The sequence below is a fragment of the Aquabacter sp. DMC10 genome (genome assembly GCF_056314145.1).
The window spans coordinates 334,853-347,679 of sequence record NZ_JBQUYX010000008.1; the positions used below are offsets into that span (position 1 = coordinate 334,853).

At 68.4% G+C, this 12,827-nt stretch carries 7 protein-coding genes; 4 read left to right on the plus strand and 3 right to left on the minus strand.

All coding sequences use genetic code 11. The annotated features are described in order from the left end of the window. Positions 1–48 precede the first annotated feature (48 nt). Positions 49–2,187, plus strand: a complete 2,139-nt coding sequence (locus tag ACT54L_RS21215) for a molybdopterin-containing oxidoreductase family protein (RefSeq protein WP_476087627.1) — start codon at positions 49–51, stop codon at positions 2,185–2,187. Between the two features lie 15 nt (positions 2,188–2,202). Here ACT54L_RS21215 and purN read toward each other — a convergent pair whose 3' ends face one another. The 3 genes from purN to ACT54L_RS21230 all read right to left on the minus strand — a co-directional run bounded on the left by purN (position 2,203) and on the right by ACT54L_RS21230 (position 4,970). Further along, positions 2,203–2,853: a phosphoribosylglycinamide formyltransferase gene (gene purN / locus ACT54L_RS21220; protein ID WP_476087628.1), complete on the minus strand. Its 651-nt coding sequence runs from the start codon at positions 2,851–2,853 to the stop codon at positions 2,203–2,205. Between the two features lie 12 nt (positions 2,854–2,865). After that, positions 2,866–3,933 carry a phosphoribosylformylglycinamidine cyclo-ligase gene (gene purM, locus ACT54L_RS21225; protein ID WP_476087629.1) on the minus strand — a complete coding sequence of 356 codons (1,068 nt, stop codon included), beginning with the start codon at positions 3,931–3,933 and terminating at the stop codon, positions 2,866–2,868. 65 nt (positions 3,934–3,998) lie between these two features. Next, positions 3,999–4,970: a hydrogen peroxide-inducible genes activator gene (locus ACT54L_RS21230; RefSeq protein ID WP_476087630.1), complete on the minus strand. Its 972-nt coding sequence runs from the start codon at positions 4,968–4,970 to the stop codon at positions 3,999–4,001. Positions 4,971–5,095: 125 nt separating this feature from the next. On the opposite strand from ACT54L_RS21230, the gene ACT54L_RS21235 reads away from it, so the two are divergent. From ACT54L_RS21235 to ACT54L_RS21245, 3 genes are all read left to right on the plus strand, one after another. Beyond that, a complete protein-coding gene (locus ACT54L_RS21235) occupies positions 5,096–6,604 on the plus strand; it encodes a catalase (protein ID WP_476087631.1) in 1,509 nt (502 codons plus the stop codon). A gap of 145 nt (positions 6,605–6,749) precedes the next feature. Further along, complete coding sequence (locus ACT54L_RS21240; RefSeq protein ID WP_476087632.1) at positions 6,750–9,833, plus strand: hypothetical protein; 3,084 nt, start codon at positions 6,750–6,752, stop codon at positions 9,831–9,833. 220 nt (positions 9,834–10,053) lie between these two features. Further along, the gene (locus ACT54L_RS21245) at positions 10,054–12,489 is read left to right on the plus strand and encodes a carbohydrate-binding family V/XII (protein WP_476087633.1); all 2,436 of its coding nucleotides are present in this window, start codon (positions 10,054–10,056) and stop codon (positions 12,487–12,489) included. Positions 12,490–12,827: the final 338 nt, after the last annotated feature.

Sequence of the window (12,827 nt, forward strand, 5' to 3'; positions counted from 1 at the left end):
CGCCTTGGCGCGGGGATGCTATAAGGGCGCGAAGGAGTTGCTTCGCGCATGACGTCCCACGTATCTCCCGGCGCGGTCTCCGGCCGCGGCCTCCGCCCCTCGGTCTGCCCCCATGACTGCCCTTCCACCTGCGCCCTTGAGGTGGAGGTGCTGGACGATGGCCGCATCGGCCGCGTGCGGGGCGCCGCCGACAATTCCTACACGGCGGGCGTGATCTGCGCGAAGGTGGCCCGCTATGCCGAGCGTGCCCACCACCCGGACCGCCTGCTGACGCCGCTGCGCCGCACCGGCCCCAAAGGCTCCGACCAGTTCACCCCCATTTCCTGGGACGAGGCCCTCGACCGCATCGCGGAGGGGCTGCTGGCCGCCGAACGGCATTTCGGCGCCCCCTCGGTGTGGCCCTATTTCTATGCCGGCACCATGGGGCTGGTGATGCGGGACGGCATCAACCGGCTGACCCACACCAAGGGCTATTCCCGCTTCTTCTCCACCATCTGCGTGAACCCCGCCTGGAGCGGCTACATGGCCGGCACGGGGCGGCTGGCGGGGGCCGATCCCCGCGAGATCGGCCGCTCGGACCTGGTGGTCATCTGGGGCACCAATGCGGTGGCCACCCAGGTCAATGTGATGACCCACGCGGTCCGTGCCCGTAAGGAACGGGGCGCCAAGATCGCGGTGGTGGACGTCTATCGCACCCCCACCATGGAACAGGCGGACCTGCCCCTGCTGCTGCGTCCGGGCACCGATGGGGCACTGGCCTGCGCCGTCATGCACGTCCTGTTCCGCGACGGCCGCGCCGACCGGGCCTATCTGTCCCGCTACGCCCGGGACGCGGCGGCGCTCGAAGTCCATTTGCAGAGCCGCGATCCGGCCTGGGCGTCCGCCATCACCGGCCTGTCGGTGGACGAGATCGAGGCCTTCGCGGCGCTGGTGGGCGCGACCCCGCGCTCCTATTTCCGCATCGGCTATGGCCTCTCCCGCAGCCGCAACGGCGCGGTCAACATGCATGCCATCGCCTCCATTCCCGTGGTGAGCGGGGCCTGGCAGCATGAGGGCGGCGGCGCCTTCCATTCCAACACGGGCATCTACCGCCTGAAGAAGACCCTGATCGAGGGCCTCGACCGGCTCGACCCCGCCGTCCGTCAGCTCGACCAGTCCCGCATCGGCGCCATCCTCGAAGGCGACCGGGAGGCGCTGTGTGGCGGCCCCCCGGTGAAGGCGCTGCTGATCCAGAACACCAATCCCATGAGCGTGGCCCCCGACCAGGAGCGGGTGAAGCGCGGCTTTGCCCGTAACGACCTGTTCGTGGCCGTACACGAGCATTTCCTCACCGAGACCGCCCGGCAGGCGGACATTGTCCTGCCCGCCACCATGTTCACGGAGCATGACGACCTCTACCAGAGCGGCGGCCACCAGCACATTCTGCTGGGTCCCAAGCTGGTGGAGCCACCGGGGGAATGCCGCTCCAACCACGACGTGATCTGCGCGCTGGCCCGCCGGCTCGGCGCCGCCCATCCCGGCTTTGCCATGACGCCGCGCAAGATCATCGACTGGACCTTGCGCGAATCCGGGCGCGGCGACCTGGAAGGACTGGAGGCGGCGCGCTTCATCGATGTGCAGCCCGATTTCGAGACCGCCCATTATCTGAAAGGCTTCGGCCATCGGGACGGGCGGTTCCATCTGAAGCCGGACTGGGCCAAGGTCCCCCTGCCCGCCCCCGGCCGCTTCGGCCCCTATGAGGACATGCCGGAGCTGCCGGACCATTGGGCGGTGATCGAGGAGGCAACCCCCGAGCACCCGTTCCGGCTGGTGACCGCGCCGGCGCGCAATTTCCTCAACTCCACCTTCAACCAGACCCCCACCTCCCAGAAGCGCGAGGGCGCCCCCAGCCTGCTCATCCACCCGGAGGATGCGGCCGGGCTCGGGCTCGCGGACGGCGATCGGGTGGAAGTGTCCAACCCGCGCGGCAGCGTGGAGCTTCACGCGCGGCTCTTCGACGGCTTGCGCCGGGGGGTGGTGGTGGCCGAGCAGATTCACCCCAATGGCGCCCACAAAGGGGGGCGGGGCATCAATACGCTGACCGGCGCGGACCCGGTGGCACCGGTGGGCGGCGCCGCCTTCCACGACAATCGCGTGCGCCTGCGCAAGGCGGAGGACGCGGGGGAGCGGGAGGCGGTCCCGGCCTGATCGGCCGGGCCGTCTTCAGATGTCAGGCGAGATGAGGACCTGGCGGGGTGCGGTCACGTCCGCAAGGACCACGCGCTCGTCCTCCACTCTGAGCCGCCCGCTGGCCAGCAAGGCAAGGCCGGCGGGATAGATGACGTGTTCCTGCTCCAGCACCCGGGCGGCGAGGCTATCGGGCGTATCACCCGGCTGCACCGGCACCACTGCCTGGAGCACGATGGGACCCTCATCCATTTCCGCGCGCACCAGGTGCACCGTGCACCCATGGAAGCGCACGCCCGCCGCCAAGGCCCGCTCATGGGTATCCAGGCCCTTGAAGCTCGGCAGGAGGGAGGGGTGCACATTAATCATGCGGTCCCGCCAGCGCTGGACCAGCCAAGGGGTCAGCAAGCGCATGAAGCCGGCGAGGCAGATGATCTCGATCCCCTCGATGCGCAGATTGGCATCGAGGGCCGCGTCGAACGCGATGCGGTCCTTGAAGTCCTTGTGGCTGAGCACCATGGTCTGGATGCCGGCGGCCGCCGCCACCTCAAGGCCCGCGGCATCGGCGCGGTTGGACACCACGAGGCTGATCTCGGCCGGATAGTCCGGCGCCTGCGCCGCCTTCAGCAGCGCGGCCATGTTGGAGCCACGCCCGGAAATGAGGATGGCTGTGCGCTTCTTTTGCATCTTGTCTCCGGTTCAGGCCTGCAGGCCCAGTTCCCCCTCATAGGCGACACGGGCATCGCCCTCGCCCGCCACGATGGTGCCGAGCTCGTAGACCTGCTCGCCCTCGGCCGCGAACGCGCTGGACACGCGGGCCACCGCCGCGGCGGGCACCACCACGGCCATGCCGATCCCGCAATTGAAGGCGCGCAGCATCTCCAGGGGGTCAACCCCGCCGGCCGATGCCAGCCACTTGAACACGGGCAGCACCGCGATCTTGCCGAGGTCGATGCGGGCAATGGTGCGCTTGGGCAGGACGCGCGGCAGGTTTTCCGTGATGCCGCCGCCGGTGATATGGGCCAGCGCCTTCACGGCGCCGGTGCCGCGCACCACATGCAGCACGCTCTTCACATAAAGCCGGGTGGGGGTGAGGAGCGCCGCCCCCAGCGTCTGATCGGGGGCGAAGGGGGCCGGATCGCTCCAGGCCAGTCCCGAGCGTTCGACAATGCGGCGCACCAGCGAATAGCCGTTGGAGTGAACACCGGCGGAGCCGAGGCCCAGGATCACGTCGCCGGGCGCCACGTCCGGGCGCGGCAGCAGGGCATGGCGCTCCACGGCGCCCACCGCGAAACCGGCCAGGTCATAGTCGCCGTCGCGATACATGCCCGGCATTTCCGCCGTCTCGCCGCCGATGAGGGCGCAGCCGGATTCCCGGCAGGCGCGGGCGACGCCGGCGACGATCTGCGCGCCCACCTCCGGCGACAGCCGGCCGGTGGCGAAATAGTCCAGGAACATGAGGGGCTCGGCCCCCTGCACCACCAGGTCGTTGACGCACATGGCCACCAGGTCGATGCCGATGGTGTCGTGGCAGCCGGTATCGATGGCGATCTTCAGCTTGGTGCCGACGCCGTCGGTGGTGGCAATGAGCAGGGGATCGGTGAAGCCGGCACGGCGCAGGTCGAAGACCCCGCCGAAGCCACCGATGTCCGCGTCCGCGCCCGGCCGGGCGGTCGCCTTCACCAGCGGCTTGATGAGATCCACCAGCCGGTTGCCGGCATCGATGTCGACGCCCGCGTCACGATAGTTGAGACCGTCCTGAGCCATGTCATCCTCGCACTGTCAGCGGGGATTAGCCGCGAACCGCACCGGAGGCAAGGCATGGCAGGGTTTCACCCCGCGCCATCCCGCCCCGTTCCATCCGATCGCCGGGCCGTCCCGGCGCCCGCCGGGAGCCGCGGCGGCGGCTCGAGCCCCGGCCGGCAGCTTTCGACAAGCCGCGCAAACGCCTCCACATCCCCCGTGAAGGGCAGTGTCCGCCGCCAGACCAGGCCGATGGTGCGATAGGGCTGGGGATCTGGAAAGCGCAGAAGATGCACCCGGGGAATATGGCCGCCCTCGCTGGTCACATACATTTCCGGCAGAAGGGTCACGCCCTGCTGGTTGGCCACCAATTGCACCAGCGTGGACAGGCTGGTGGCGCCGAAACGGCGCAGCCGGCGCTGGTCCATGGTGCCGCACACCTGGAGCGCCTGGTCGCGGAAGCAGTGGCCGTCCTCCAGCAGGAGCAGGTCCTCGGGCGCCAGCTGGTCCGGCGAGGCCAGGCCACTCAAGGGCCGCGCCCCCGCCTCCGACACGGCGAGGAGGAAGGCGTCGTCGAACAAGGCAAGGCTGGCCAGCGCCGGGTCCTCGACCGGCAGCGACAGGATCACCAAGTCCAGGCTGCCAGTGGACAATTCCGCCAGCAATTGCTCCGTCTGGGTCTCGCGGAGCGCCAGTTCCAGGCCCGGATAAAGACGCCCCACCTCCGGCAGCAGGCGCGGCAGCAGATAGGGCGCCACCGAGGGGATGACGCCGAGGCGCAGCCGGCCTTCCAGGAGCCGCCCCCGGGCCCGGACCGAGCGCTCCAAGTCTGCCAGCGCGGCGAGCACCCCGCGCGCCCGCTCCACCGCCTCCTCCCCTGCGGCGGTGAGGCGCACGCCGGTGCGGCCGCGCTCCACCAGCTCGACACCGAGATAGGCCTCCATGTCCCGGATCTGCATGGACAAGGCCGGCTGGGTGACTGCGCATTCCTCGGCGGCGCGGCCAAAATGCAGGTGGCGAGCGAGGGTCTCGAAATAGCGGAGCTGTCGGGTGGAGAGCATGTGATAAGATAAAATTATCATAGAACGCATGTAAACTGATTTGTGCTGATCTTCGTCGCGGGCCACAGTGCGCGCCGAAACGGAACTTGGCCGCCCGCCGGGTGGCGAGAAAAGGGGACGTCCCAATGACCAAGCCGACTTTGACCACCACGGCCGGCGCACCTGTCGGCGACAACCAGAACTCGCTGACCGCGGGCGCCCGCGGCCCGGTCCTGCTGCAGGACTATCAGCTGGTGGAAAAGCTCGCGCACCAGAACCGCGAGCGCATCCCCGAGCGTGTGGTGCACGCCAAGGGCTGGGGCGCCCATGGCACCCTGACCATCACCAACGACATTTCCCGCTACACCAAGGCGAAGCTGTTCTCGCAGGTGGGCAAGAAGACCGACATGATCCTGCGCTTCTCCACCGTCGCCGGTGAGCTGGGCGCGGCGGATGCCGAGCGCGACGTGCGCGGCTTCGCGCTGAAATTCTACACCGAGGAAGGCAATTGGGATCTGGTTGGCAACAACACCCCCGTCTTCTTCGTGCGCGATCCCTATAAGTTCCCGGACTTCATCCATACGCAGAAGCGCCACCCCAAGACCAACCTGCGCTCCCCCACCGCCATGTGGGACTTCTGGTCGCTCTCGCCCGAGAGCCTGCACCAGGTGACCATCCTGTTCTCCGACCGCGGCCTGCCCACCGACGTGCGGCACATGAACGGCTACGGCTCGCACACCTTCTCCTTCATCAATGCGGAGGGTGAGCGCTTCTGGGTGAAGTTCCACTTCAAGACCCTGCAGGGCCATCGCCACTGGACCAATGCGGAAGCCGCCCAGGTGGTGGGCCGGACCCGTGAGTCCACCCAGGAAGACCTGTTCTCGTCCATCGAGAAGGGCGACTTCCCCAAGTGGAAGATGCAGGTCCAGATCATGCCGGAGACGGATGCGGAGAAGACCTCCTACAATCCGTTCGATCTCACCAAGGTGTGGCCGCACGGCGAATATCCGCCGATCGATGTCGGCATCCTCGAGCTGAACCGGAACCCGGAGAACTACTTCAACGAGATCGAGCAGCTCGCCTTCTCGCCCTCCAACATCATCCCCGGCATCGGCTTCTCGCCGGACAAGATGCTCCAGGGCCGCATCTTCTCCTATGCGGACGCCCACCGCTATCGCCTCGGCACCCATTATGAGCACCTGCCGGTCAATGCCGCCCGCTGCCCCGTCCACCACTACCACAAGGACGGTGCCATGCGGTTCTTCCCGCAGATGACGGGCAATACGGACGCCTATTACGAGCCCAACTCGTTCAACGGCGCCGTCGAGAACCCGGCCTATCTGGAGCCCCCGCTCAAGATCTCCGGCGATGCGGAACGCTACAGCCACCGGGTGGGCAATGACGATTATTCCCAGCCCCGGGCTTTGTTCGAGCTGTTCGATGCCGGCCAGCGCCAGCGCCTGTTCCTCAACCTGGCGGAAGCCATGTTCGGGGTGCCGGACTTCATCATCGAGCGCCAGCTCGGCCATTTCGAGAAGGTCCATCCCGAATATGGCGCGGGCGTGCGCGCCGCTTTGGCCGAGATGACCCGCGCCAAGGCCTCCGAGACCGCCCAGCAGCAGAAGATGCCGCAGGGGCCGCAAGCGGCGGAGTGAGCATCGCCACCCCAGGATGAAGAAAGCGGGCGCGCAACAGGCGCGCCCGCACCCGTTCGACAGCTAAAAAACGTTTCATTACAAAATATTATATCGCCGGACCTTGGCCATGACGGGTATAAGGCGCGCCTCTACGGAGGATGTCATGTCCCGTCGTCCCGTGTTGCACGCCGTCGTGATCGCTGCCGCCGCCGCCTGCCCGATCATCGCCGTCCCGATCGCCGCCTTCGCCCAGGGCGCCGCCCCCTCCAGCACCTCGGCCATCGGCCAGCCGGATTGGCCCCGCGCCTATCGGGTGGGCAACGACACCCTCCAGCTTTATCCTCCCACAGCCCAGTCCTATGCGGGCGACCAGGTCTCCGGCACCATGGCGTTCGCGCTTGGCCCCACGTCCGGGGCGCCCGTCTATGGACGCGCCTCCTTTTCCGCGACCGCCAGCGCCGACGCGGCGGCGGGCACCGTGCGCCTCTCTCGCATCCGCCTGTCGGACTTGGACATTCCCCTGGCGCCGGACCGCGCGTCCGCGGTGCGGCAGATGCTGGCGCAGAAGCTGCGCGACCAGGCTGTGAGCCTGCCCGCCAGCCTGGTGGCCGCGGACGTGGCCAGGGCCAGCGCCCCGCCGCCAGTGGTCAACACCACGCCTCCGGCCATCGCCTTTGCCGATGGTCCCAGCCTCCTGGTCCCGGTCGCCGGCCCGCCCGACTGGCGCGCCGTGCCCGGCAGCACCGGCATCCAGCGGGTTCTCAACACCCAGGCCTTGCTGCTCAAGGATGTGGACCAGGTCCTGCACTTGAAGGCCGCAGGCCTCTGGTATGAGGCGACCACGCTGTCCGGCCCCTGGATTCCCACCCCGGAGGTGCCCCCGGACGTGCAGGCTGCCGCCACCGCGGCGGAAGCGCAGCAGCCCACGGACCCGCTGCTTCCGCCCTCCGGCCAGCCTCCCGTGAACCCACCGGCCATCCTGGTGGCGACCACGCCGACGGAGTTGATCCAGACCGACGGGCCGCCCAAGACGGGGCCGGTGGCCGGCACGCAATTGACCACCTGGGACAACGCGGACCACGCCGTCTTCGTCACTCCCGGCACCGGCGCGCTCTATATCCTGATCTCCGGCCGCTGGTTCACGGCGGCCTCCACCAGCGGCCCCTGGACCTATGTGGCCCCCGACGCGCTGCCCGCCGACTTTGCGCGCATCGCGCCCACCGATCCCAAGGCCAATGTGCTGATCTCGGTGGCCGGCACGCCCCAGGCCCGCAATGCGGCCATCGCCGCCACCTTGCCGCAGACGGCCGCTGTGCCGCTCTCCGCAACGGCCAATGTGAGCTATGAGGGCGCGCCCCATTTCGTGCCCATCTCGGGGACGCAGCTGTCCTATGCGCAGAACACCGCGACGCCGGTCATCCGCGTGGCCCCCGACCAGCTCTATACCGTCTCCAACGGCGTCTGGTTCTCAGCCCCCGGCCCCACCGGCCCGTGGCGGGTCGCCACCTCCGTGCCTGACGCCATCTACTCCATTCCCGCTGCTTCGCCGGTCCACTATGTGACCGGCGTGCGGGTCTATGGCACCAGCGGCAGCAGCGTCATCACCGGCTATACGCCCGCTTACATGGGGGTTCTGCCGGGACCGGGCGGCACCGTGGTGTACGGCTCCGGCTATGTGACACCCGGCTATGTGGGCACACGCTGGATCGCGCCCCCCGTCACCTATGGCGTGGGCGCCGGCTTTGCCGCCGGGCCGCGCGGCTTTGGCTACGGGTTTTCGCCGGGCTGGTCCTGGGGCGGCGGCGCGGGCCCGGGCTGGGGTCCCTATGCGGGGGCGACCCCTTATGGGCGCGGCTGGGGCTTCGCCGATGTGGGCGCCGCCAACATCTATGGCCGCTGGGGCGAGGGTGTCGCCGTGGGCGGCGGCTGGGGTGGCGTCGGGTTTGGGGTCTCCGCCTGGTCCCATGGCGCCTGGGGCGGTGTGGGGGTCAGCATCGGCGCTGGCGGCATCGGGTTCGGCTATGGCGGTTTCAGCGCCTATGGCGGCCGCTACATGTCGCAGAATGTGAATATCCACAACACCTACAACAACAATCACACCACCATCATCAACAACGACAACCACAACACCTATAACAACAATCACAACAACGACAACAATAACGATAACAACCGCAACAGCAACAACCGGAACAGCGACAACAACAATAACAATAATGGCCGCAACCGTCCCGACCCGCACAATCCGTCGGGCTCCAATCCCGGCGGGGATGGAAACCGGGGCCAGAATGGCGATCACGGCAACATCGGCCCGGACGGGCGGCCGGACACCCACCAGGGACCGGGACCGGCCGAGCCCAATGGCAGCGGATCGCAGAACAGGGGCGGGACGCCCCAGGGACCGGGCCCCGCACGCCCCGGCCAAGGCGGCGCCTCCGGCCAGCCCGACACCCACCAGGGGCCAGGACCGGCCGAGCCCAATGGCAGCGGATCGCAGACCAGGGGCGGGACGCCCCAGGGACCGGGGCCTGCCCGCCCCAGCCAAAGCGGTGCCTCCGGCCAGCCCGACACCCACCAGGGGCCAGGACCGGCCGAGCCCAATGGCAGCGGATCGCAGACCAGGGGAGGGACGCCGCAGGGACCGGGGCCTGCCCGCCCCAGCCAAGGCGGTGCCTCCGGCCAGCCCGACACCCACCAGGGACCGGGACCGGCCGAGCCCAATGGCAGCGGATCGCAGAACAGGGGCGGGACGCCCCAGGGGCCGGGACCTGCCCGCCAACCCCAGTCGGGAGGCGGCGGCAAGTCCGACGCCAGCCAGGGCCTGAGCCCGAGCGAGCAAAAAGGCTCCACCTCGCGAACCGGCACCCCGGGCGAACTGGGTCCCCAGACGCCCTCGGACAACAAGAACTCTGACAAGCAGACACGGCCTGCATCGCAAGATGATGCCGCGCGGGACGCCCGCTCTGCCGACCGCCCAAGCGATGCCGCCACAAGCGGTGACCGCGGGCGCGGACGGGACGAGGCCGGCACGGACCGTTCGGGCGCCGACGCGCGCCGGGACGGCGAGGACCGGGAGCGCGACAATCGGTCCAGCGAGGACCGAAATCGTGACGACCGCCGGGACGACAGCGCCCGGCGGTCTGAGGATCGGGGTGACCATTCCGCCCACCGGGAGGAAGGCCACCACGAGGAGCATCACGAGGAGCATCACGAGGACGAGCATCACGGCGATCACGATCGCCGCTGATCGGGCCGCCCGGCAGGGCGCCCCCAGCCGGGGGCGCCCGCTCCTGTCGCCTGCCCCTATCTCCCCCCGAACTTTTGATCGCCCGGCCCGCTGCGGCCGGGCATCATGGCGCTTCCGGCATGGCGGCAGGGCGTCGGCACGGTCAAATAGTGCTAGCGCATCACCACCGCTGGAGTGCTAGAGCTTCGCCTCGCGCGGTTTGCATCAAGGGAGATGAAGAATGGGTTCGGCCTCAGCCGTGAGCCGGGGTATCATCCTGGCGCTCACTATGACCGGCCTGGTCCTGCCGCCGGTCGCCTATGCGCAACAGCCTCCTGCACAGACGCAGAATGCCCCCCTCGGCACGCCCGGCGTGGCCTGGCCGCGCGATTTCGACGTGGGCGACAACCGGCTCGAGATCTACGAGCCGCAAATTGACAGCCTGGACGGCAATAAGGTCACGGGGCGGTCGGCCATTGCCCTCGGCCCGAAGAACGGGTCGCCCATTTACGGCATGGTGGAATTCACCGCCGATGCGACCATCGACAAGGCCGCCGGCCTCGTCCATTTCGACACCATCACCATCTCCCGGGTGGAAGTGCCCACTGCGCCCGACAAGGCGGCCACTGTCCGCCAGGCCATCGAGGCGCGCCTGCCGAAGGACGGCATCACCACCTCGCTCAACCAGGTTCAGGCCAGCTATGCGGTCAACCAGGAGATCGCCAAGCTGAAGACCCAGCCGGTGGACAACAATCCCCCGCGCATCGTCTTCACGGACACGCTGACCATTCTCGTGCCCATCTCCGGCGAACCGGTGCTGCGCCCCATCGAGGGGGTGTCCGGTTTCCAGCGGGTCATCAACACTCGCCCGCTGATGCTGCGCGACCAGGCTGGCCTCTATCATCTCCAGGCGGCGGGCGCCTGGTATGAGACCGCGAGCCTTGAGGGCACCTGGCTGGTGACGCCCGCGCCATCCTCCGCCCTGCAGGCGGCGGCCAAGGCCGCGGCCAAGACCGGCAGCCCCGATCCGCTGCTGGGCAAGGACGGCAAGCCGATCACCCCGCCCCCGGCCATCATGGTCTCCACCGTGCCGACGGAGCTGATCCAGACCAACGGCCAGCCGCAAATGCTGCCGGTCCAGGGCACCCAGCTCCTGACCATGAGCAATGCCGACCATGCGGTGTTCATGGACCCGTCCAACAACGACTTCTACGTGCTGATTTCCGGGCGCTGGTTCCGCAGCCGCGGGCTCCAGGGTCCTTGGGCGTTCGTGCCGTCCAACGCCCTGCCGGCGGACTTCAAGAACATCTCGCCCCATGACCCCAAGGCCAATGCCCTGGTTTCGGTGGCCGGCACGCCGCAGGCCCAGGAGGCGGCCATCGCGGCCACCATTCCGCAGACGTCCAAGGTGAAAAAGTCCACCACCGCCACCGTGGTCTATCAGGGGGCGCCGCAATTCGTGGCCATCGAAGGCACCACCCTGAAATATGCGGTGAACACCTCCGTGGCCGTGATCGAGGTCTCGCCGACCGCTTATTACATGGTCCAGAACGGCGTCTGGTTCGTGTCCAAGAGCCCCACCGGCCCGTGGCGGGTGGCAACCTCGGTGCCCGCGGTCATCTACACCATCCCGGTGGATTCTCCCGTCTATTACGTGACCTATGTGCGGGTCTATTCGGTGGAATCCGACACGGTGGTGGTCGGCTATACGCCGGGCTATCTGGGCGTGCTGGTGGTGGACGGCGGCACCGTGGTCTATGGCACCGGCTATGCCTGCAACGGCTATGCGGGCGCCACCTGGTGGTATGGCTGCCCGGTCACCTATGGCTATGGCGCGGGCTTTGCCTATGGGGCGGAAGTGGGCTTTGCCTATGGCTTCGCCGCCGGCTGGGCCTGGGGCGCGGCGGTCAGCCCCTATTGGGGACCCTATTGGGGCGCTGGTCCTTATGGCGGCCACTGGACCAATGTGAACATCAACCAGACCAACATCTATGGCCGCTGGGGCGCCGACGCCACGGTGAACCATGCCTGGGGCACCACCTGGAACGGCACCAACTGGTCGGCGCGCGCGTGGGACGGCACCACCGCCCGCGGCACCGACTTCGCCGGCCGCTCCGCCGCTGCCTTCAATCCCTACACGGGCAATTACGGCGCGGCGCGCGACACCAGCCGGTACAATCCCTATACCGGTGCGCGGGGAGCCTCGAGCGCCAGCGTGACGGGCAACGCCTATACCGGCAATTTCGACGCCAACCGCGCCTCGGCGGGCTACAATCCCACCTCAGGCACCGCCCATGCCTCGACCACCGACGTCAGCCGTGAGAATGGCCAGCTGAACGTGGACAGCAAAGGCGTGGCCACCAACACCAAGACCGGCAATTCGGTCGCCTGGAACAACGGCAACGTCTATACCGACCGAAATGGCAACGTGTACCAGCACTCCGCCGACGGCTGGAGCCGCAACACCGGCAATGGCTGGCAGCCTGTGGACCGCAATGCGGACATGAGCCAGTTCAACCGCGAGAGCCAGGCCCGCAACTTCGGCGGGGGCGGCGGCGGACCGTTCGGCGGCGGTGACCGCTTCGGCGGCGGCGGTGGAAGCCCGTTCGGCGGCGGCCACTTTGGCGGCGGGGGCGGCTTTGGCGGGGGTGGTGGCTTCGGCGGCTTCCGCCGCTGAGGCCCGGCGGCGCCGCACATCACGCCTGACGCACATCACACACCAGGAACGGGCGCCTTCGGGCGCCCGTTTGCATAGGGGACAAGCTCGCCCCCTCAGGCGAAGGTCGTAAGACCGGGGAACGGCCAATCACCCGGCTTGCACAGCGGCTCGTCGAGCCCAGGGACGCGCGCTGCGATGATCTTCCCTCCGGCACGCGCCTCTGCCATGGCCCGCGCGGCTGCGGCCGAAGGCCTTGAGATCCCCCGGAGCTCCCACGCCCTAGGGCTAAAACCCAATCAAGCCCTTGATCTGGAATTCCTGTCGTGATTCAACCTTCTAACCGAAGGAGTTTGGGT